This is a genomic window from Desulfolutivibrio sp. (assembly GCF_036584575.1).
GTDB lineage: Bacteria > Desulfobacterota > Desulfovibrionia > Desulfovibrionales > Desulfovibrionaceae > Desulfolutivibrio.
The window spans coordinates 14,486-36,802 of the sequence record NZ_JAZHDB010000201.1; the positions used below are offsets into that span (position 1 = coordinate 14,486).

General features: G+C 48.3%; 17 protein-coding genes. 1 reads left to right on the forward strand and 16 read right to left on the reverse strand.

What is annotated here, in order from left to right:
- Positions 1-113: 113 nt before the first annotated feature.
- The 4 genes from V3572_RS14355 to V3572_RS14370 form a co-directional block, all read right to left on the reverse strand.
- The gene (locus tag V3572_RS14355) at positions 114-920 is read right to left on the reverse strand and encodes an MlaE family ABC transporter permease (RefSeq protein ID WP_332111702.1); all 807 of its coding nucleotides are present in this window, start codon (positions 918-920) and stop codon (positions 114-116) included.
- Between the two features lie 15 nt (positions 921-935).
- A complete protein-coding gene (locus tag V3572_RS14360; RefSeq protein ID WP_332111703.1) occupies positions 936-1,268 on the reverse strand; it encodes an STAS domain-containing protein in 333 nt (110 codons plus the stop codon).
- 76 nt (positions 1,269-1,344) lie between these two features.
- Entirely contained in the window at positions 1,345-2,382 is a 1,038-nt protein-coding gene (rfaE1, locus tag V3572_RS14365; RefSeq protein WP_332111704.1) for a D-glycero-beta-D-manno-heptose-7-phosphate kinase, read from the reverse strand.
- A gap of 5 nt (positions 2,383-2,387) precedes the next feature.
- Positions 2,388-3,341 carry a ParB/RepB/Spo0J family partition protein gene (locus V3572_RS14370; RefSeq protein ID WP_332111705.1) on the reverse strand — a complete coding sequence of 318 codons (954 nt, stop codon included), beginning with the start codon at positions 3,339-3,341 and terminating at the stop codon, positions 2,388-2,390.
- Between the two features lie 171 nt (positions 3,342-3,512).
- Between V3572_RS14370 and V3572_RS14375 the strand changes: the two genes are divergently transcribed.
- A complete protein-coding gene (locus tag V3572_RS14375) occupies positions 3,513-3,932 on the forward strand; it encodes a hypothetical protein (protein WP_332111706.1) in 420 nt (139 codons plus the stop codon).
- 24 nt (positions 3,933-3,956) lie between these two features.
- Here V3572_RS14375 and V3572_RS14380 read toward each other — a convergent pair whose 3' ends face one another.
- The 12 genes from V3572_RS14380 to V3572_RS14435 form a co-directional block, all read right to left on the reverse strand.
- Positions 3,957-4,751, reverse strand: coding sequence for a ParA family protein (locus tag V3572_RS14380; RefSeq protein WP_332111707.1), 795 nt, complete (start codon positions 4,749-4,751; stop codon positions 3,957-3,959).
- 126 nt (positions 4,752-4,877) lie between these two features.
- Complete coding sequence (locus V3572_RS14385; protein ID WP_332111708.1) at positions 4,878-5,168, reverse strand: GAK system XXXCH domain-containing protein; 291 nt, start codon at positions 5,166-5,168, stop codon at positions 4,878-4,880.
- A gap of 82 nt (positions 5,169-5,250) precedes the next feature.
- A complete protein-coding gene (locus V3572_RS14390) occupies positions 5,251-6,258 on the reverse strand; it encodes an NAD-dependent epimerase (protein ID WP_332111709.1) in 1,008 nt (335 codons plus the stop codon).
- A gap of 39 nt (positions 6,259-6,297) precedes the next feature.
- Positions 6,298-6,852 carry a hypothetical protein gene (locus V3572_RS14395; RefSeq protein WP_332111710.1) on the reverse strand — a complete coding sequence of 185 codons (555 nt, stop codon included), beginning with the start codon at positions 6,850-6,852 and terminating at the stop codon, positions 6,298-6,300.
- Positions 6,834-8,057, reverse strand: coding sequence for a bifunctional phosphopantothenoylcysteine decarboxylase/phosphopantothenate--cysteine ligase CoaBC (gene coaBC / locus V3572_RS14400; RefSeq protein ID WP_332111711.1), 1,224 nt, complete (start codon positions 8,055-8,057; stop codon positions 6,834-6,836). The genes V3572_RS14395 and coaBC overlap by 19 nt, the downstream gene beginning before the upstream one ends.
- Before the next feature lie 4 nt (positions 8,058-8,061).
- Positions 8,062-8,850 carry a tetratricopeptide repeat protein gene (locus V3572_RS14405; RefSeq protein WP_332111712.1) on the reverse strand — a complete coding sequence of 263 codons (789 nt, stop codon included), beginning with the start codon at positions 8,848-8,850 and terminating at the stop codon, positions 8,062-8,064.
- Positions 8,851-8,856: 6 nt separating this feature from the next.
- A complete protein-coding gene (gene gyrA, locus V3572_RS14410) occupies positions 8,857-11,286 on the reverse strand; it encodes a DNA gyrase subunit A (RefSeq protein ID WP_332111713.1) in 2,430 nt (809 codons plus the stop codon).
- A gap of 39 nt (positions 11,287-11,325) precedes the next feature.
- On the reverse strand, positions 11,326-13,719 hold the full coding sequence (gene gyrB, locus V3572_RS14415) for a DNA topoisomerase (ATP-hydrolyzing) subunit B (RefSeq protein ID WP_332111714.1): 2,394 nt from the start codon (positions 13,717-13,719) through the stop codon (positions 11,326-11,328).
- Positions 13,716-14,879 carry a DNA polymerase III subunit beta gene (dnaN, locus tag V3572_RS14420; RefSeq protein ID WP_332111715.1) on the reverse strand — a complete coding sequence of 388 codons (1,164 nt, stop codon included), beginning with the start codon at positions 14,877-14,879 and terminating at the stop codon, positions 13,716-13,718. The genes gyrB and dnaN overlap by 4 nt, the downstream gene beginning before the upstream one ends.
- Before the next feature lie 207 nt (positions 14,880-15,086).
- On the reverse strand, positions 15,087-16,397 hold the full coding sequence (locus V3572_RS14425; RefSeq protein WP_332111716.1) for a DnaA/Hda family protein: 1,311 nt from the start codon (positions 16,395-16,397) through the stop codon (positions 15,087-15,089).
- 207 nt (positions 16,398-16,604) lie between these two features.
- On the reverse strand, positions 16,605-18,296 hold the full coding sequence (locus tag V3572_RS14430) for a CgeB family protein (protein WP_332111717.1): 1,692 nt from the start codon (positions 18,294-18,296) through the stop codon (positions 16,605-16,607).
- Positions 18,297-18,302: 6 nt separating this feature from the next.
- Positions 18,303-22,307, reverse strand: coding sequence for an AsmA family protein (locus tag V3572_RS14435; RefSeq protein WP_332111718.1), 4,005 nt, complete (start codon positions 22,305-22,307; stop codon positions 18,303-18,305).
- Positions 22,308-22,317: the final 10 nt, after the last annotated feature.

Consider the following 22,317-nt stretch of genomic DNA (forward strand, 5'->3'; position numbering starts at 1 on the left):
CCCCTTTTCTCCGCAACCGATATGTTTCCTCTTCCGAGGTAGCGTCCAAATTTCCTTTTTGGATCGTTTGGTTGTTGAGCAACCAATGCTAACATACTAAAAAAAGACGAGATTTAGCGTAAAATATAATTTAACGCCGTAAAAAACAGATCCAGCAGGATCATGACAAAGATCGACTGCACCACGGCCATGGTGGTTCTTCTACCCACATCCGCCGCACCTTCGCGGGCCATCAACCCCTGGGTGCAACTGATGAGGGTGATGGCCATGCCGAAGGCCGCACTCTTGACCAGGCCCGACATGACATCGCTGACCCGCAAAAAGGTGGCGGTCTGCTCAAAATAGACCTTGCCGCTCAAGCCCAGGGCGGTCGCAGAAAAAATGCCGCCGGCCATGATGCCTACGAAATCGGCCCACAACGCCAAAAGCGGGGCCATAACCAGCATGGCGACAAATTTCGGCCAAATCAAAAAACGGATCGGATCGATGCCCATAACACTTAAGGCATCGATCTCTTCGGATATCTTCATGGTGGCTATTTCAGCGGTGAAGGCCGCGCCGGCCCGGCCCGCCAGGATGAGGGAGGTCAAAAGCGGTCCAAGCTCCGTGACCAGTGAGAAACCCACTAGATTGGCCACATAGCTTAGCGCGCCGACCTTCTCGAGTTGCATGGCCGCCTGCAGGGCCAAGATGATGCCCGTACATCCTGAAATAATGCTGACGATGGGAAGGGAATCGGCCCCGACCCAGGAAAGATGGTCCCAGGTCCGTTCGCGCTGGTAGGGTTTTGAGTGGTAGCGCCGCGTCATCGAGAGCCACAGGCAGCGCACAAGGCCGTTGACCACCTCGAAAAAGACGCCCAAGACCTCTCGCACCGGCGGCCCCCCCTCCAGGCGACCCGGAGCATCGGGCCACCGCATGTCGGTCACATGTAGCTATAAACCGAAAAGTTCTCCGATCTGCGTCAATTCAAAAAGCTTGCGAACTTGGTGCGATATGGCCGTGATGGTAATTTTACGTCCCTTGGCCTTGAGCAACTTGCGGCCTTCGATCAAAGCCGCCAAGCCTGAACTATCCACATAAGACAGATTCCCGAGATCCAAAAACATATCTCCCCTGGTCTGCTCGATGAAGGCCACAAATCGATCACGGACAGCCGGACTGACCGTAAAATCCACCTCGCCGCCAATCGTGGCCGTATTCGTACGTGGATCGGCATCCCAGGTCCAGGTATCGCCGCTTCCCTGGCTATGTTTCCTATCAGACATCGTTTTCCGCCTTTCTTTCCTACTCGCTGGGATTGTATATTGTATTATTTCAAAATGTTATCGTTTGTAACACAACCTACGACGGATCGGCCTGAAGCCACCCCTCAACGAGAGGTTCCGCTTGTCCTCCGAGTCCGGCCAGCACGTCTTTTTGGCTCACCGTGGCGCTGCCGACCTGCCCAACGACTATCCCTGCGCAATAATTAGCCAATATACAGGCATCCAGCAGATCGAGACCACTACTGAGACCGACGGCCAGAGCCGCGATGACCGTGTCGCCCGCACCGGTCACATCAAAGACCTTGCGGGCCATGGTCGGGATGTGGCGAACATTTCCCGGGCCGGAAAAAAGCGCGATCCCATCAGCGCCCAGGGTGATCACCAACGATCTGCAGCGAATTTTTTTGAAGATGGCAAGTCCGGCCCGGATGATCTCCGTTCGTCCCGTCAACCGCAAACCAGCCATCTCTCCGGCCTCTCGAGCGTTGGGCGTCAGCAGATCCACCCCCTGATAGATGTCCCTGTTGGGAACCTTGGGATCCACCAGAACGAGCGGCCTCGGCGACAATTTGGCCGCCGCCTCCAGAACCGCCTGGATGATCGGACGGGAGACAAGTCCCTTGGCGTAATCCGAAACGATCACGCAGGCGTGCCCCGGCATAAGTCGAATCATGGCCTGAATGACCGCGTCGCGGACCCGGCTCGAAACCGGTTCATCGCTTTCCCGATCCACCCTGACCACCTGCTGGTTATGCGCGATGATACGGGTTTTGATGGTGGTCGGCCGCGTCCCGTCCGGAACGATGATCGATTCGAGACCTTCACGTTCCGCAAGCTGCAAGATCGCCTTGCCGGGATCGTCCTCCCCGCACACGGACAGAAGCGTCGGGCTTGCCCCCAGGGCGGCAAGATTCTTGACCACGTTCCCCGCCCCACCCAAGGTGTGCGCCTCGCTCCGCACCCGGACCACCGGCACCGGACCTTCGGGAGATATCCGCTCCACATCCCCCATGAGATAATGATCCAGCATGAGATCGCCTAAAACAAGAATGCGTTTCCCGGTAAAACCAGGAACCGCCTTGGCGATCATTTCCATACGGGAAGAGGGGATCATGTCGACTATCCGCTTGTGAGCCCAAGACGCGCGATGATCTCTTTTCGGGCGTCTTCAGAGGCAAAATGAAAGGTTATGCGTCCCCGACTGGGGGTTCCGGAAATCTGCACCTTGGCGCCATACAAGGATTCCAATTCCCGCTGCAAATCGTGAAGTTGCCGGTCCAGGGGTGGCGCGGCGCGGCGCTCAGCCTTGGATTTTTCTTTTTTCTCCCCCCCCGCGCCCGTTACGGATTCCACCGACGCACACTCTGGCGGGTTGGCCAAGTCGGGCAGTGCGCCGTGGGTTTTGGCGTAGGACGCCATATCTTCGGCCTGCCGCACCGACATGCCAAGCTCAAGAATGCGCACCCACAGGGCATTACGAAGTTTTTCCTCCGACAAGGCAAGAAGCGCCCGGGCATGACCGGCAAAAATGCGCCCTGCGGCCAAATCCGCGCGAATGGGTTCGGCAAGCTGCATCAGGCGCAGGGTATTGGCGACAGCCGACCGGCTTTTCCCCACTCGCTCAGCCAGTTCTTCCTGAGTGACGCCGAAGCGGCTCATAAGCAGGGCAAATCCTGCGGCCTCTTCCATGGGGTTGAGGTCTTCTCGTTGTAAATTTTCAATGAGCGCCAGGGCAAGGCTTTGCTCGTCATCCACTTCACGGACCAAGGCCGGAATCACCTCAAGCCCCGCAGCCGTGCATGCCCGCCAACGCCGCTCCCCGGCCACGATCTCATAGTCATGCGTCCCATCGTTGATGGGTCGAACCATCACGGGTTGCAGCACGCCTTGTTCTTTAATGGAACGCGTCAGGTCGGCCATGGCCTCGTCGGAAAATTCCCGTCGAGGTTGTTCCGGGTTCGGCCGAATCTTCCCAACCGGAATTTCCATGACCTCACTGGTCGTTTTGGCATCTCCCATGCCACCTAAAAGAGCCTCAAGTCCCCTTCCCAACCCACGTGCAGATTGCGCCATATGATCTCCCTCGCCGCCAGCATCGCCGCAATCAACGGCACATATGACGGCACAATCCAAAAAGCTTGACAGTATTCCGTGAAACCTTACCCTCAGGTGCGCATGAAAGACAACCCTAAGGCATCGCTTGAAGGCGATGTCCTTCACACAAAAGCCTTGAAGGAGCACCTCATGTTTTCATCGCCCAAAGAATTCCTCACGCTCCACGACGTATCCGGCAAACCGCTCGGGGTCTTTATCGGGTCCGAAATCTGGGAAACCTGCAAGAATGAGGTGTTGCCGATACTAACGCAGGCGATGCATCCCGAGCCTGTTGTCGTCCAACGGCCTCCCGAACCCCTGAAAGACTGGGAGGCGTTACTTGGGTATTGGGATTTCACCTATCCCCCCGCCTATGATCTTGTCTGCGAAAACTGCGGCGCCGCGACGGATGATTGGCGTGCCGATGACCCCCGCAAATTCTGGCTGACCGCCGCCAACCTGGGCGGGCTTGCATCCTTTCAGTGCCTTCATTGCAAATCCCGGATCATGAAACGGCACTTCAAGAAACATGTGAGCGTGGAATGTCGGCCCTATGTGGATAAATCCTAATTTCACATCCCGGCCTCTCGTCTGCTACCTCACCTTCCCTTTAGCGGCCGGACGATTCGGATCGCGCCGGACAACTTCTTGAGCCAGGGAAAGGTACGCCTCGGAACCGCGCGACTTGATATCATGGGCAAGAACAGGCTTTCCGAAGCTCGGGGCCTCGGAAAGCCTGACGTTTCTCGGCACCAGCGTGTCGAAAACCAATTTGGGAAAACATTTCCAGATTTCACGCTTCACATGGCGGTTCAGCTTGTTCCGTCCGTCGTACATAGTGAGCAGCACGCCGAGCAAGGACAGATTTTTATTAAAACGCTTATGAACCAACTCATATGTGCGTAAAAGCTGCGCGACTCCCTCCAAGGCATAGTACTCACATTGCAGGGGAACCAACAGCTCGGTTGCGGCACAGAGGGCATTCAACGTCACCAAGCCCAGGGAGGGGGGGCAGTCCAGCAGAATGTATTCATACTCGCCAACCAACTCCTGAACCACCGCCCGAAGAAAAAACTCCCGGCTGGACTTCCCCACCAATTCGATTTCCGCCGCTACAAGATCCGTACTTGAGGGCATCACAGACAAGAAGGGAAAATCCGTCTCTAAAACCGCCTCACGCGCCCGCGAAGGTTCATATAAAATCGTATACAGATTCTCTGCTGTTTTTTCTGAGTAGATCCCCAATCCACTGGAAGCGTTCGCTTGCGGGTCACAATCGATTAAAAGCGTTTTTTTCTCCATGACCGCGAGAGACGCGGCTAGATTCACAGAAGTGGTCGTCTTCCCCACTCCACCCTTCTGATTGGCAACCACGACGACTCTAGCCATGTCCCTCTCCCGGCGCATACACACCGAATCAAAACCATGTTAAAATCTAAAAACTTCCAGAGCTAACCCCGTGATCACTTTGCCTCGTCACGATTACCTGAAAATGTTTCACGTGAAACATGTCGCCTACTCGCGAAAAGTTCGGTGACAATATGCCTGAGCGTCCTGAAGGGATTCCACGAGCATGACGCTGCTCTCTACATCATTTTTTTTCACAGCATTAAGTAATTGGTGGGATAAATGCGAAAAATCCTCAGCCTCTCCGATCCAGACGTCATCAGCAATTTGGTGCATTCGTTGACAAAGCCGATAGAACTTGTTCACAGCGATTTCATCAGGCAAGAGCCCTTCGTCGGTCCGAGCTGTGATCTGTTCAAAAACCACCGCCATCTCATGCTTGATCGTCGAGAAATCCATGGACCGTCCCCATCTCCTGTGGAGCAATGCTGAAAGGTTAACGTGGCAAATTCTTTATGGACTATCTGCGCACCATGTCAACTTAAACATGGAAATAGTCACGATACCATTCAATAAACTTTGCGATTCCAACTTCAATTGGGGTGGATGGTTTAAAACCAACATCTGCGATCAAATCATCCACATCGGCAAATGTCATGGGAACATCACCTGGTTGTAGTGGTAAATATTGTTTTTCAGCCTTCTTGCCAAGTTGTTCTTCAATGACTTCTATAAAACGGGCAAGCTCAACGGTATTATTGTTGCCGATGTTATAAATTTTATACGGTGCAACGCTGGAAGACGGATCTGGAGCATTCGAATCCCAATCCGGATTTGCTGTCGGAGTCCTACCAGTAATGCGTGTCACGCCTTCAACAATATCGTCAATATAGGTAAAATCTCTTCTCATTTTGCCATGATTGAAAACAGTAATGGGTTTTCCCTCCAAAATAGCCTTTGTAAAGAGAAAAAGCGCCATGTCGGGTCTTCCCCATGGTCCATAAACTGTAAAGAAGCGTAAACCTGTGCAAGGCAGGCCGTAAAGATAACTGTACGTATGAGCCATCAATTCATTGGATTTTTTTGTCGCCGCATATAAACTGATAGGATGGTCAACATTGTTATGAACAGAAAAAGGCATGTTGGTATTCAGACCGTATACAGAGCTGGAAGAGGCAAAAACCAAATGGCGAACTCCACCATGCCGACAACCTTCAAGAATGTGGGAAAAACCAACAAGATTCGTTTCAACATATGCCCCAGGATTTTCGATGCTATACCGAACACCTGCTTGAGCAGCCAAATTGACGACATGACTAAAGTCATTTTCTTGAAAAAGTTTAAAAACTGCCTTTTTGTCAGCAAGATCAATTTGAGCAAACTGAAAATGTTCATACTCATGAAGTTGTGATAAACGATCTTGTTTAATTTGAACGGAATAATACGAATTGAGATTGTCCAAACCCACTACGGTATGACCCATTTTCAGAAAACGTCGGCAAAGATGATATCCAATAAATCCAGCAGCACCAGTAACAAGAATTTTCATAATCACTCACCATTATTGAAGGTTACAAAATAAAAAAAGTTACCTAGACATTAATTGAGAAAGAATTTGTTTTGAAATGAGAGAAAGTTCATGATCAGTGGATTGAAAAAGAAGCTCGATATGAGGGAAAAAAAGCAATTTAGGACGTGGTATATTTTGTAAAGGAAGTGTTTGCTTGATTGATTGTTCGCAGTCATCGCCAAAACAAGCAACAAGAGATGGAGTAAAAAAAGCAATTGTTTTAAAAAAATCCGAAATTTGTACCTGATAGGTCGATTGACTGAAAATGGCCAAAGGCCAAAAAGCAATAGAACCTTTTGGAAGATGAAAAAAAGGGATAAACCGACGCCAAAAGGTTCTCCTGTCAGAATTACCAAGACCGGCAAGATCTTTTCCTAAATCATAATACGTAAAAAAAAGGAATGCGGTAGGGGGAACTTTTGAAAAGAACTCACACCACGGTGCTTTCCAAGTAGATGGCTGATCCTGCAAAGAAAAATTACTTTTCTCCTTTTTTTCTATAAAAAAATGTCGTATGCCTGCAAAATGCCAAGCACGTAAGCACTCAGGGATGTTTAGACGTGATTCGTCCAATCTAAAATCCTCCAAGCAACTTCAGGTTTTGGAAGAACAGGCCATTTTTCGTAACGACCATGTTTATCAACAACTTCTACATCATTGGTAGTAGATGAAAAACCAGAATTATCACGCCCAATAAAATTAGCGACCATTATATCACACTGTTTTCTAAGAAGTTTTTCTTCAGCATGCATTTTTAATTCACTTGTTTCAGCGCAAAATCCAATCAATTTTTGATTTTGCGATTTAATATATCCTAATTTAGCCAAAATATCAGGGTTTGATATAAATTCAATATGTGGAGCAGTTTTCCCAGTTATATCTCTTTTAAATTTATTTTTACTTTGACTGTAGGGAACGGGAGAAAAATCTGCTACTGCGGCAGCCATACAAATAATGTCAAATTTTGGAAATTCAGAAACCATTGCTTCATACATTTGATGTGCTGTAGTTACAGGCGTAATCGTAATGCTTTCAGGAAAAAAGAAAGTACATGGTCCTTGAACGACATGAACATCGGCCCCACGAAACCATGCGGCAATGGCCAGACAGGCACCCATTAGACCAGTTGAGGGGTTTGACCAATACCGGGCAACATCAAAATATTCGTGGGTAGGTCCTAAACAAACAAGAACCCGTTTTCCAGATAAATCATGGGGACTCAGAGCATGTAAAATTGCTAAAAAAATATCATTTTCATCTGCGAGTTTTCCATGTCCAGTATCACCACAGGCTAGCAAACCTTCTCTTGGAGAAAGAATGGATATATTACGTGACGCTAAAACTTGAATATTCTGCTGAACTGGTTTTGAAGACCACATCATCGAATTCATAGCGGGAGCAATTATTTGCTGATGTGGAAACGCAAGGGTCTGACAGGATAACATATCATCAGCAATACCATGAGCCATTTTCGCAATAAAATTTGCAGTAGCAGGACAAATAACCTGGCATTGCGCAGTACGTGAAGGTGCGAGATGTGAAAAAGGGTCATCCAAAGGATTAAATAATTCAGAATAAACAGGATCAACACCAAGAGCATGAAACGAAAGAGGTGTAACAAATTGGTGAGCAGATTTTGTTAAAGTACAACTTGTATGAATTCCGAATTTAATTAAAGTCCGAAGAACCATAACCATCTTAAACGCAGAAATACTGCCGGTAATACCAACGTGCACACGTTTATTATGAAAAATATCAAATTCAAAATGAGGCTGCATAATATTAATTTCGCTTTAAATTATCAATACGTGTTTTAACAGCAAGAGTATTAGGATATGAATCAACTATTGATTCAAATATCTTTATTGCTGCAGGCCTATCATGTTTAAGTTCATATATATCTCCAAGCAAAAAACTCGATTCTAAATAAATATCTGAATTTTTGCGAAAAGAATTCCTTAAATTTAGAAGTAAAGCTGAAGCAGCATCAAATTCATTCAATCGAAATAATACTTGTGCTTCTTGCAACTGACACAAAGAAAAAACACCATCTAAATCAATTGTTTTATTGCAGTCGCGCAAACTTTTAAGGGCCAAATCAAAATTATTACAAAATAAGTATTGCTTAGACAATTGTATTCGAGCTTCATTTTTTTCTATATCAGTGATTTCAACAAGACCAATATATTTATTCCACAGTTGAATTGACAACTCATTATTATTTAAATCAGATTGTAAAACTGCAGTCTTTTTCAATAACGATGGATATAATTGTTTTTCATTTGCAAATTCGAGAAGCATTGCCTCAAGTAAAGGCAAAGCATTAATCTTATCTTTTCTTAAATTTATAGTAATATCATAAATTCTTTCCCAAGCTTCTAATCGGTATTTTCCTTTAGGAAATTGTTGAAGATAGTTTTTATAAAATTCCTCAGAAGTTATATTTTCACCAGTTAAATACGCTGTTCTAGCGCTATTAATAATTTTACTTTCAATATCATTATCTTGCGAACAACTTTGAGATAAAAAAATTAAGAATATTAATAAAAAGCGGAGCAGGAAAGAATACATTCTATATTATTCCAAATCTGTAGAGTCAGTATTTTCAGCAAGATCAAAACCAATTACCGTATCATCTTCCTCCATGCGTACAAGCATGACTCCTTGCGTCGCTCTGCCAACGGTATTAATATCACCTATGCTCAATCTAATGATTTTATTTGCAGAAGTAAGAAGTAATAACCCATCGTCAGGCTTAACCATGGCCGCGCCGATGACTGGACCTGTTTTTGGGGTCACCTTCATGTTAATTACACCAAGTCCCCCCCGGTTTCGTAAAGGATAGTGTTCAAGAGAGGTTCGCTTTCCGTACCCATTAGCAGATATTGCCAGCATTTCCGTTCGTTCCAAACCAGAGAAGATGACTCCGGCGGTAACTTCATCACCACCGCGCAAGGCAATACCACGTACTCCAGATGCCGCCCGACCCATGGGCCTTACATCATGAGCCCTAAAACGTATGGATAATCCATTTTTTGTTGCTAACAAGATTTCAGCGTCAGGAGAAATCTCTTTAACAACAAGCAATTCATCCGTAGGACGTAGAGTGACGGCGATAAGTCCACTACTTCGACAATTTTTATATAACTCAACAGCAGATTTTTTAACCATTCCACGTTTGGTGACAAAGAGAAAATGGCGATCGGGAGCAAATTCTCGTAAGGTCATAGCAGCGGCTATAAATTCCTCCTTATCAAATGGGAGGAGATTGGCAATATGAGCGCCGCGAGCTGTCCGTCCTGCCTCAGGCACCTGATGAACAGGAAGCAGGAACATGCGACCAAGGTTGGTGAACAAGAGTAATGATTGATGATTAGACGTAGTACAAAAGGATTGAACAAAATCATCGGTACCGGTCATCACACCAGCAATTCCTTTTCCACCTCGTTTTTGCTGTTGATAGTTATCCATCCGGGTACGTTTTATATAACCACGTCTGGAAAGGGTTATAACAACTTCATCATCTGGTATTAGATCAAGAATATCAATTCCTTCAAGATCTTCAAGAATTAATGTCCGGCGTGGGGTGGAAAACTTTTGTTTTAATTCTGTAATTTCATCTCGGATGACTCCAAGTAAAATTTCTTCATTCTCTAAAATACTTTTAAGGTATTCAATTAACTTCAAAAGTTCAGCATATTCTTCAAGCAATTTATCTCTTTCAAGATTTGTAAGTCTTTGTAAACGCATTTCCAAAATAGCTTGAGCTTGTCTTTCCGAAAGACAAAATCTTTCAATTAATCGAGTTTTAGCTTCTAACGGTGTTTTCGAAGCACGAATAAGCGAGACAACTTCGTCAATATTGTCTAAAGCAATCTTTAAACCTTCAAGAATATGAGCTCGTTCTTCTGATTTGCGGAGATCAAAACGCGATCTAGCAAGAACAATTTCTCGCCTATGATTAAGGAAATGCACTAAAATTTGTTTTAAATTTAATAAAGCTGGACGATTTCCAGCCACGACAAGCATATTCATTCCGAAAGATGTTTCAAGAGGAGTAAATTTATATAAAGCGTTGATAATTATATCGGGGATAAAACCCTTTTTAAGATCTAAAACAACCCTGATTCCACGACGATCAGATTCATCACGAAGATCAGAAACGCCTTCAATTTTACGGTCATTAACAAGAGCAGCAATTTTTTCAACAAGTGAAGATTTATTTAAAGCATATGGAATTTCACGAATTACAATAGATGAATGGCCTTTTTTCCGTTCTTCAACTTCAACTTTTCCTCGAATTCTAATACTGCCACGACCAGTAGTATAGGCCTCAATAAGACCTCTACCTCCATGAATGCTGGCCCCAGTTGGAAAATCTGGTCCTGGGATACATTTGATGAGTTGCTTAATATCGCATTCAGGATCATCAAGAAGAACCAATAATCCATCGCATAATTCACCAAGATTATGAGGAGGAATATTGGTAGCCATGCCAACAGCAATTCCAGATGAACCATTTAAAAGAAGATTCGGAACTTTTGTAGGTAGAACTTCGGGTTCTTCCAAAGAATTATCGTAATTAGGGCGGAAAGAAACAGTTTCTTTTTCAATATCAGCAAGAAATTCACTTGTAAGTCGAGACATGCGGACTTCTGTATAACGCATTGCTGCCGCAGCGTCGCCATCAATAGATCCGAAGTTACCTTGACCATCGACAAGAACATCGCGCATGGAAAACTCTTGCGCCATGCGGACTAAAGCATCATATACAGCAGAATCGCCGTGTGGGTGATATTTACCAATAACATCACCGACAACACGAGCAGACTTTTTATATGGACGGTTAAAATAATTGGAAAGCTCGTGCATAGCGAACAAAATGCGCCTATGCACGGGTTTAAGACCATCGCGCACATCAGGGATCGCTCGTCCTATAATAACGCTTAAAGAGTATTCAAGATAGGACTTTTTAAGTTCAGTTTCAATACTAATCAGTTCACTCACTCTACACTCCTCGTAAATATAAGTATTATCAGAATAATACTAAATATCTAATTCACGAACACTTAAAGCGTTTCGCTCAATAAATTCTCTTCTTGGTTCAACTTTTTCGCCCATAAGATCAGAAAAAATATCACCAGCCTCTGAAAGGTCATCAATATTAACTTTAAGGAAAGTTCTATTTTCAGGATTCATGGTTGTCTTCCATAGTTGTTCAGGGTTCATTTCGCCAAGACCCTTATAACGTTGAATATGAATCCCTTTATGCGCCTCATCCATTACTGCTTGATAAAGTTCAAATATACCAGAAATTTCGCGAGTATCTTCTTTTTTTGTAAGTAAAAACTGAAAATTGTTGCAAATATTATTCAATTCATTGAATGACTCAAAAGCTCTTCGATATACTTTTGATTGAAAAAATTCTAACCCAAGTCTAAATCTTGATCGACTAGAATTCTCAAAAATTAAGTACTTTCGCTTCTCATCTTCTTCATCTTGTTCTTCAAATTCCAAGTTATATCCTAAATTAGTTAGAAACTGATAAATATCTGAAGGAATATTTCCAAAATGAAAATCTTCTATTGTAATCTTTCTTTCAAACTTCAAAAGAGTTAATAAAATCTGTTCAGGAATACCGTAAGCTACAGCCTCTGAAATGCGTAGTTGAAGATTTCGAATTTGCTGAACCATTTTTGTCAGTTCTTGTCCACGAAATATCTGATCATTAACTTTTACAGATAAATCTTCTCCAATACGTCCGAGAAGAAATTGTGTCATTTCTTCTTCATCTTTAATAAAACGTTCAAAATCACCCTTATGAACACGATATAACGGCGGTTGCGCAATATATATATGTCCACCATCTATAAGTTCAAGATATTGACGAAAGAAAAAAGTAAGTAATAATGTTCTGATATGTGCGCCATCGACATCAGCATCGGTCATAATTATAATCTTATGATAACGAAGTTTCGAAATATCTTTCTCATCGTCACCAATTCCAGATCCCATGGCAGTAATTAAGGCACGGATTTCTTTATTACCAAGCATTTTATCCATTCGTGTTTTTTCTACATTCAAAATTTTCCCACGAAGAGGTAAAATAGCTTGAAAGCGAGGATCTCGTCCTTGCTTTGCGGAACCTCCGGCCGAATCACCTTCGACAATATAAAGTTCACTTTCCTCGGGATTTTTACTTTGGCAATCAGCAAGTTTACCAGGCAAGGAATGATCAGATAAGGCACCCTTACGCCTAACAAGCTCCTTGGCCTTGCGAGCTGCCTCTCGAGCTCGGGATGCATCGACGGCCTTTTCAACGATCGCTTTGGCATCTTTTGGATTTTCTTCAAAAAAAACATTTATACTGTCATAAATGATTTTTGAAACAATTCCAGCTACTTCACTATTACCAAGTTTCGTCTTGGTTTGACCTTCAAATTGAGGACGGGGAAGTTTAACACTGATGACAGCTGAAAGTCCTTCCCGTACATCATCACCAGAGAGTTTTTGCTTGTATTTTTTTGCAAGATCAGATTTTTCAATATAGGTATTAATTGCACGCGTTAAAGCAGTACGAAAACCCTCCAAGTGTTTTCCGCCTTCACGTGTGCGAATATTATTTGCAAAAGTAAGAACATCTTCTTTATATTTTGCATTATATTGCAAAGCAAATTGAACAACAACACTATCAAGTTCACCTTCACCAGAAATTATATCATGAATGACAGATTCGCCCGAATTCAAATCGCGAACAAACTGACAAAGACCACCTTCAACATGAAAAGATTCACGTTGCTGGTTTCGATCATCTCGAAAATCAATTTCAAGACCACTATTTAAATAGGCAAGTTCCTCAAACCTTTTCCGAAGGATATCATGAGAAAATTGCAGGGTTTCAAAAATTTCCTCATCAGCACGAAAACGTACAGTGGTTCCAGTTGATTCAGATTCACCAATTAATGTAACTTGAGTAACTGGAATACCACGCTCATAACGCTGTTGATAACGTTTATTATTCCTTTTAACAGTGACTTCAAGATATTCTGATAAAGCATTTACAACTGAAACCCCGACTCCGTGTAATCCACCCGAAACTTTATATGCATCATTGTCGAATTTCCCACCAGCATGAAGGACAGTCATTACAACTTCGACTGCGGGCTTACCTTCCTTAGGATGGATATCGACAGGTATTCCGCGACCATTATCACTGATTGTCACACTGTTATCGAGATGAATTGTAATAGAAATTCTATCACAATAACCAGCCATAGACTCATCAATTGAATTATCGACAACTTCATAAACAAGATGATGAAGTCCACGTAAATCAGTTGATCCAATATACATGGCCGGTCGTTTTCGAACTGCGGAAAGGCCTTCAAGAACAGTAATACTATCGGCATTATATGTATTTTGGGTACCATTTTGAATCATGAGATAGATTCCTCATTATAGTAGGTCTCTTCAACTATTTTCATAGGCATGATAATGACAACATAATCAGGATCATCAGAACCGGTTATCCCACAAGGTCCTTCAGATCCCGTCAAAGTTAATGTAACTTTTTCAGAGTTAAAATGCCCAAGAATGTCAATAATATCTTTTGTAGGAAAGGCAATTTGATGTAAATTTCCAGAATATTCAGCAATCAAAATTTCACTAGCTTCGCCGGATTCCTGCCCCTGACTTCGCAATGAAAGTTCTCCAGCGGTTTCAAATTGAAAATATGCACAACGATTAGTGTCTGTATTAAAAATAGCTACACGATTTAAAGCATCTGAAAGTTCCTCACGACTAATTGAAAGCACAGAAGTATCATTTTGAGAAAGCTTAGAAACAAAAGAACTATAATCAGGATATTGATAATAACTCAACGGAAGGCTGAAAGTTTCCTTTTTTTCCGTGCCTCTAAAAAAAAGACGTTTTTGACTGATTGCAAGTTCTATTTCATCAGCTGTCAACCACTTTTTCAATTCAGAAACATATTTCTTTTGAATAAGAATACCTTCACCAGGAAGCATCCCATAAATATCATCATTTAGAAAGGCAGCTAAAGCAAATTGATGTCCATTAAGCCCACAAATCTCAACTTTGGACTCAACATTTTCAGGCTTGAGATACATGCATGCCATTGCTTGCATGGTATCTTCATCACTAATACAATAGGTGACACGATCAATTAATTCTTGAAGAAAATCTCCAGACCAGACAACAACACCACTATCCGGAAAAGATGAAAAATTTTGAAACCAACTTTTATCACTTGTGGGAAGTTTATATTTTTTGCTTCCTTGAGTAATAATAAGATTACCAGTTGTAGGATCCAAACGCATGCCAATTTCACCTGAAGGAAGTTTTCGAATAAGTTCATGGAAATTTTTTCCTTGAACTCCTACTAGACCTTCATCTTCTATAATAGCATTATATTCACCAGTAAATTCAAGACTAGAATCAGTTGAAAAAATTCGTAATGAACCATTTTTAGCTTCAATCCAAAGAGTACGAAGAAAAGCTGCACCAGTTTTTGTAGGTATAATGCTGGATGATTTCTGTAAACCATCAATGATGTCATTTCGAAAAACTTTTACATGCATGGAATTCTCCTTACTGTTCTCTTCAGTGTCATATTAGGAAAAAATAAAACTCTGATGATATAATTAAAAGAATTCTTTATCGTTATCGTTATAGAAAAGATGCATATGTGCATTATGAAGTTATCATCCTTAAATTATTGAAAAATTTGTTAACATAAAAAAGGATCGTAAGGAACCGTGTCGACAAAAAACTCATCACGGGGATTTTTAAGCAAGTTGCCGACATTTTTTCGACAGGGTTTGGAACAATTTTTTCGTATCCTCATTAACAAGCTGTAATTGTGTGATTTTTTTTATGGAATACAAAACTGTACTGTGATCCTTTCCGCCAAAATATTTCCCCAAAGCGGGGTAAGACATCCCAAGAAGGCTACGACATAAAGCCATGGCTGTCTGCCGTGCCGTAACGACATTTTTGGTTCGTTTCGTCCCCATGAGATCATTGATCTCAACCTGGAAATGGGTGGCCGCCACGGAAACAATGTGCTCAGCGGTCAAGTTGGCCCCTTTTCGCTCATCACTTTGCCGGATAAGGCGTCGAAATTCAGGCTCTGTGAGGCGTTCACGCTGCATATGCTCACGGTAAGCGTCTATTTTAAGCAAGACGCCACGAAGTTTGCGGATATTTTCAAAACGCTTAGCCAACGTGAGAATATTATCGTGATCTAATCCAAGTTTTTTCTTTTTGTTGATATTTTCTGTATAATCAACACGTACATCGAGGTCTGGTTCTTTGAGGTGGACAACTAAACCCCACTCCAAACGTGAGCGTAAAGTTGGATCAAGAAAATCAAAAGAGGAAATTCGCTCAGAACTGCAAAAAACCATTTGTTTTTTGCGATCATAAAACATATTAAAAAGAATCGTTAATTCTTCTTGTAAATCGAGATATTTTCTTAAGGATTGAAAATCGTCAACAAAAAGCCATTCAAAACCTTGAAGATATTTTCTTGCCTCATAGGTCTTCCCAGGAAATTTTACTTCAAATATGTTTTTAATATCATCAATATTACCGTAAAAAATTTTTTGTTTATCATTGTGTCTGCTAATATCATTGGCAATTGCCCGAAGAAGATGTGTCTTACCAGTGCCTGAAGGACCACAAATAATGAAAGGATTATATTTGATTACAGTGTTATTGGCTATTTCTCGAGCCAAAGAAACGGGGAAAAAATTTTTTTCATTAGCGAAATATGTATCAAAAATAAAACCGTGGCCAAATGGAAAATCGATATGGCTGATAAATTCGGGAAAAGAGGTATCCTTGGAACTTGTCGGTGCAGAAGATCGACAATGGTACTGCATGACATAGCCAGGTCCCATAAATTGTCCAACTTCTTTTTCGAAAATATCTTGAATACCCTGTCCGAACCATTGGGCAAAATAAGGGTGTGGAAATTCGACAGAAAAAACTTGGATTGGTTCGATCACCTCGACTTCCAGAGGATCGTACCATCGCTTTAAATCCTGCTCCGGGCAGGCACGCGACAGATGTTGGCGCAAGGCGTTTTTGAGCACGTTTCGTCCAATGGAAATGAGGCATGCCAAGTTCAGGAGGTAAAAAAAGAAGCAATATAATGAACGAGTTGAATTGTGCATTCGAGGGTTCCTCCCACCCTTGAACGAACCCATTCAACTTACCCGATTTTGATGCCCAAGCCAAGCCCGGACTCTCCCTGGAACATGGAGGAGAGCGATGACGAAATGAGTGATAATGTGCCAAAATTAAGAGTAAATCCGGCGCATCACGTCAAGAAGGGTCTCCAAACGATGCCGATAGGTGTGCTTGGCCAGAATATGTTTTCGAGCTTTCGCAGAAATGCCTCGCCGTTCGGATGGATTGGACAGGTAATGCCGAACCAGGGTGGTAATCTCACTCGGATCATCATAGCAGGCCGTTTCGTTGGGGAAAAAGGCAAGTTGAAGCTGCTCACGCCGATCCGTGAGCACGAAGCCTCCGCAGGCCGGTATGTCAAAAACACGCTGGTTGATGGCGCCTTTCATCTGCATGCTGGTGCAATTGAGGTTGACCTGGGACCAGGGGTAGAAACGAGGCAAGTCGCGATAATAGTCCACGGGCGGCAGGAGGCGCCAGGAGGGATCTCGCGGAAGGGTTTCCTTCCACCCTCGATCGCCGACGATATTCGGCGTAAAGGGCAGTATGGCCGTCACACAACGTGTCCGGTACTGGCGGGTGGCCTCCCAGGTGAGAAGCAACTCGAAGTCCAGACGGCGCCGGACATCGGGAAGGGATTGAAAAGCGGCAAGCAGATCGGGTCGGGCCTCGGCTAAAAAGTGGGCTACGCTGCGATGGCCCTCCTGCGCAAAATGAACGGCGAGGTCATTGATATCGCCGATAAGCTCGGGAGAATCCGACAATCGGGCCAATGGTTCGCGTACCTGGCGTACCATGGAGCTTCCCACAAAGGAGACGTCAGTCGACCAGCCTGGCTCAGGCGGACGATCCGTGGGGCAGGGTCGACGGAAATGGTCAGGGTCCGTGGCCAAGGGCAAAAAAACGGGGTTGGAAAAACCCATGGCGGTCAAGGAAGCAACCGTGTCCTGGTCCCAGGTAAAGACTGTACACCACGGACTGGTCTGGCGGGGAAAATCGTGAAGAATCAAATGGGGGTTGTCCACGAACCAGGATGCCAGTGGGAGCTTCAGTTCCGACAAGAGATCCATGAGCCGACCTTCGCGGTCCATCCCCAGATGATTGACGGTCAGCAGAAAATCCGGCCGGAATGCCGTGACGGCGGCCAGAAGCGCCTCGATGAAAGCGGTCTGGCCGCGAGCCAAGTCGGGCAGCGGCAGAAAGGCGGTGGGGATTTCAAGGCGATGCAGGGCCGCAGCGATCTCCGCAACAAGGAAATAGTCGCTTTGTACGAGAAGAACCCGGGGCCTGGCGGCGGCGAATTTGGGATAGCTGACCTGCTGCCGGAAACAAGCCCTGGCGCGCAACCGATTGGCCACTTCCGAATAATACCTGGGGTTGAGTCGAACGTAGGCCGGATGGATGACGACCCGGACGCGGCCTCCAAAAGAAGCCGGAAGATGCGACATGGCGGCCTGGGCCGCACGATCCGGATCAGGGTCGGAAACGATGATCAACCGGGCATCTCCGGCAAGGCCGGAGGCCGCCAGGGTGACGTCGAGAATCGGGGTTTCGCGGTCCACCACCACAGTCAGCCCGGCGCCGGCCGCAAGAGCCGCAACAGGACCGCACCCCATACCAAAACCGACGAACACCAGCCCTTCGTGGGCGGCCATGGCCTCCTGGACCGCAGCCACAAGCGAAGATTCCCCGTCCCGGCCACAAAGATGGCGGCGTTTGCCCGCTCCCTCCAGGAGCACGTCAACGAGTCGTCCGGTCTCGGGATCGCTGACGGCGGCGGCGGAAAAGGGCGTGCGCTCCACGTGGCCTCAATTGATGTTGAAGATTTTTCCCAAGGCCTTGCCAGGCATGGTGATGATGCCTTTTAGGATGCGGTAGACCATGTCTCCGAAAAGTTTGGAGCGGTCGATCTCAAGCTTGGGGTCTTCCAAGGGGCCGCGGATGGTCGCTGGAATCTTGGCGCCGCTTTCCAGGGTCGCGGCCACGGAAAGGTCGATGGATTCGTCGCGCAGATCGACATAGCCAGAGCCGTCCACCCGCATCTCCTTGCCTTGAATGAGGAAATCATTGGTGATGGCCACCCCCTCGCGCACCGCATAGGAGGATGACAGAACGGAGAACGGCAAAAGATCGAACTTGGGTTCGGCCGCCGTCTTGGCTGCGGCCGTAGTCGGGACGCTCTGGGCGTTTTGGTGCTCAGGCGCGCCCGTTGCGCCCGTTCCAGGAGAAGAGGGGGGAGGGCTGCCGGATTCACGGATTTTCAGGGCCCCCCGGGTGACCTGGAACCGGGCGGAACCGGAGATGTTGCGGCGAAGGGCGCGTTCCGTAAGGCCGTTGCTTTTAATAGCCAAAACAAACGTTGTGCCTCCCGAGGCCAGCACGTCGCCCTCGGCCCATTCCTTGAGGAAGGTGGCGGCGTCAAAACCGTCAATCTGCAGATCCAGAGACGTCTTGAGCACCACGTCCCGGGCGTCGCCCTTGAGATCGGCTAAAAACCGACCGCCAAAAAAATCCGCCGCTTCATGATGCGCAGAAAAGACGCCGCCCCGGGCAGAAAGACTGGATACGCCGTTTTTCCAGACCAGATTTCCTTTTTTAAGGAAATGGAAGCGGATACGTGCCTCCATATCGTAGGTGCGCAAGGACGCGAGGTCGATGGGCACGTCCTGGTTTGCAGGCGTTGGTTTTTGCGCAGCAGGTTGCGGTGGAAAGTAGCGGTCGAAATCCAAGTGGGTGACGTCCAGCTCGATTTTAGGGCGGCCCAGGCCGCTTCGCAGCACGACCGTGCCTGTGGCCCGCATGTCGTCGAGATGTAGGGAAATGCCCTTGATTTCTGTGCCGACGGCGTTCTCCGCCACCAAAAAGGTCAGCGAACCATGGCGCAGATCATCGTTTGCGGCATGGAGTGGAGCGGCAAAGCCCAGGGCGGGCAGCAGGTCGCGGGGATTGATGTCGGGAAAGTCGAAGGCCCCGGAGAGTTTGCCGCCCTCGTCGCGACCCTTTTTTTCGAGTTTCCCCGTGCCCTTGGTTCCGCTGGCGTCCAGGGTGATGTTGCGGGCGGCAAAGGCGCCTTTGGCCGAATCCAGGCTGAAATCCGAGCCAAAGGCCACGGTCAGGCCGCGTTCGCTCTTCTCGGAGGGCATGGCCAGGGTGGTCGTGCCGGAAAGCTTTCCTTGGCCGATCTGCACCGCATCCTTCCCAAGGGTGGCCACGCCCCGGGCATCGGCCTTGATCTCCCGCAGGGAGGACGGGCCGGACGCCGTCAGGGCGGCGGTCAGGTCGTAGACGCGCGGCGCATCGGGCGTGCCGTTGTGCTGGGCTTTGAAGTCGATCCCGGCCTTGATCCTGGCCAGGGGAAGGTCGCCGGCCTTGCGTCCGGGTTTCAGTTCCCGGTTCATTTCCGCCTCAACGCGGCCGGACAGGGCCGACAGCATGGCCGTTGGGGTGGCTCCGGCGCCCTCGGCCGCAAGGCGCAGGGTGCAGGGTCCGGTCAGAAGACGGTTCGTCAACGCCCCGGAATCGGCGCCAGTCAGGGTGGCGTTGAGCGCCAGGCGGTGTGCGGCGGGGGACAGACCGGCCTCCATGCGGCCGGAGAGTTTGCCTCCGAAAAGATCGCCGCCAAGGGAGGTCACCTCGGCCCTGCCTTGCCGGTATTGCCCCTCAACCGTAAGATTTTTGGCCTCAACCCCGGAAATTGTGGCCTTGCCGACGGTAATGCGACCCGACAGGGCGGGGATGGCGATATGCGCCGTCGTTGGTCCCGAGGTCTCCACGGGCGCACCGTTTTTTGCGGGGGCCATGGCCGCCCACAGGACGGCCAAGCGATCCGGTTCCAGGGTCTCCAGGTGCAGTCCGAGTTCCACGGTCGTTTCCGGACCATTTTTCACGGTCACGCCGCCGCTGATCACATCCGGTCCCAGGCGGGCCTCAAGGCCTGTGAAATCGAGCCGGTCCCATATTCGATCCTGCCCTGGGGTCAGGGTGAACGCGGCCTTGCAGGACAGTCCCGGGGGAGCGGCCATGGCGGATGCTGATGACTCGGGCTGGCCGAGAAACCGGGCTACGGAAAGGGGATCATGCGCGGTCAACTGGAGATTTCCCGTGGCCCGCGCGGCGTCGGCCGTTCCCATGAGCACCAGGGTGGTGGTCCGAACGGGCCGGGAAGACGTTTTCCGGCCATCCGGCGGGGTCTGCGAAATTTCGGCCTCGGCGGTCACGTCCAGGGCCTGACCCCGGACCTCGCCGCGAACATCCGCCGCCAGGATGCCCTCGGGAGTGATGGCCGAAAGAGGATACAGGCGGAACTGACCATTTTCGGATGCCGCCGTGAGCGCGGTCTGGGGCAGGGTCACCCCGGCCAGGGTCATGTCCCGGGCGTCAAGCGTGATGCGGCCATAGGCGTCGGTCAAAAACGACAGGGGCAAGACAAAGCCCTGCCCGCCGGTCCCCCAGGGAAGCCGGTCCAGATTCAGGCCCTCGGCGTGGAGATCGGCCGTCAGCCGGGGACGCGGGCCAAACTGGTAGTCGGCATGCCCGGTCACGGCGGCGTCCCGCAGATGCAGGCTTACGGATTGGAGACTGACCCGATCCGCCGTGGCGGATAGCTGGGCCTCCAGGGTCAGGTCGTCCAGGGGGCTGGTGGTCTTGGCTGGCAATAACCGCTTGGAAAAATCCAGGAAGGAGCGTTTTTTTTCGTCCGGCGCAGCGGACGGCGTAGGGGGGGCGCTTTCCCCGGTGTTGGCGGCCAGCGGCCCAAGCTCCGTGGCCAGTCCCACGGGGCCGTGCAATGCCGCACGCAGGGCCAGGGATGCCGTGGCCTGGAAATGCTCCATCAGTCCGGTCACTTCCGCGCTGCCCGTGAGCACCACATCGGGTGCGGCGGCCGTGAGGTCGCGCACGGCGATGCTCCCGGCCGCGGTATCGCAATCCACAGCGGCCCGCAGAGTGACCCGCCAGGGTTCGCCGCCTGCCGGGTTGGCGAAGCGTTCGTCGCCGGGAACGGCCAACGTGGCCTCCACAAGCGCGCCATCAACGGACAGGCTCAGGCGCTCGGCATCGAAACCGGCCGTGCCCTTGGCGTGGATCTGGGCCTCTACGGCCGGGTCCAGCCCGGTGACGTCGAACGACAGGTGAAAATCGAAACGCTCGCCACGTCCGGTGGCCAGGGTGAAGTGGCGAAGCGCCCCGGAAAAACCCCGGCGGCGGTCATCATAGTGGACCATGGCGTCCTGGATGCGGATGCCGCTGGGCAGGGGGATCACCTCCCAGCCTGCGGGTGCATCGGCCTTTTGCGGGGCGTCTCCGTTCTCCGGGGAGACGAGGGTCGGCGCCGGGGCCGTGGCGGCGCTGAAAAAGGGGAGTCCGTCCCAATTGGGCCGGTCGGCGGCGTCGCGTTTGAGATGCATGGTCGGGCTGGCCAGGGTGATGGCCCCGGGCATGATGATCCGTGAAAAAAGGGGCAGGAGCCGGATGTCCACCGTAACCCGGCTCACGGATAAAAACGGTTCGGGGCCGAACCCCGGGGCGTCGGCCACCGTCAGGTCGTCGGCGTGCAGCATCATCCAGGGAAAGGAGGACAGCCGCACCTCCCCGCCCACGGTCACCTTGCGTCCAAGGGCCTGGGAAAGAGACAATTCCGCGTATTCTTTTATTTTTTCCTGTCCAAGGGAAAATCCGACGATCTGGGGCAGGGCGAAAAAGCCCGCCGCCAGCACAAGGCCAAGCAGGGCGGCCAGACGCAGACGCCGACGCAGGTTCGCGCCCCTGGCCGGTGCGAACGCGGGGTCAGTGGGATGTTTGACGGGGGTGGTCATGGGCGAAAGT

Coding starts and splice junctions, on each gene's coding strand:
- V3572_RS14355 (WP_332111702.1), bottom strand. CDS start 920: ATGCGGTGGCCCGATGCTCCGGGTCGCCTGGAGGGGGGGCCGCCGGTG.
- V3572_RS14360 (WP_332111703.1), bottom strand. CDS start 1,268: ATGTCTGATAGGAAACATAGCCAGGGAAGCGGCGATACCTGGACCTGG.
- rfaE1 (WP_332111704.1), bottom strand. CDS start 2,382: ATGATCCCCTCTTCCCGTATGGAAATGATCGCCAAGGCGGTTCCTGGT.
- V3572_RS14370 (WP_332111705.1), bottom strand. CDS start 3,341: ATGGCGCAATCTGCACGTGGGTTGGGAAGGGGACTTGAGGCTCTTTTA.
- V3572_RS14375 (WP_332111706.1), top strand. CDS start 3,513: ATGTTTTCATCGCCCAAAGAATTCCTCACGCTCCACGACGTATCCGGC.
- V3572_RS14380 (WP_332111707.1), bottom strand. CDS start 4,751: ATGGCTAGAGTCGTCGTGGTTGCCAATCAGAAGGGTGGAGTGGGGAAG.
- V3572_RS14385 (WP_332111708.1), bottom strand. CDS start 5,168: ATGGATTTCTCGACGATCAAGCATGAGATGGCGGTGGTTTTTGAACAG.
- V3572_RS14390 (WP_332111709.1), bottom strand. CDS start 6,258: ATGAAAATTCTTGTTACTGGTGCTGCTGGATTTATTGGATATCATCTT.
- coaBC (WP_332111711.1), bottom strand. CDS start 8,057: ATGCAGCCTCATTTTGAATTTGATATTTTTCATAATAAACGTGTGCAC.
- V3572_RS14405 (WP_332111712.1), bottom strand. CDS start 8,850: ATGTATTCTTTCCTGCTCCGCTTTTTATTAATATTCTTAATTTTTTTA.
- gyrB (WP_332111714.1), bottom strand. CDS start 13,719: ATGATTCAAAATGGTACCCAAAATACATATAATGCCGATAGTATTACT.
- dnaN (WP_332111715.1), bottom strand. CDS start 14,879: ATGCATGTAAAAGTTTTTCGAAATGACATCATTGATGGTTTACAGAAA.
- V3572_RS14435 (WP_332111718.1), bottom strand. CDS start 22,307: ATGACCACCCCCGTCAAACATCCCACTGACCCCGCGTTCGCACCGGCC.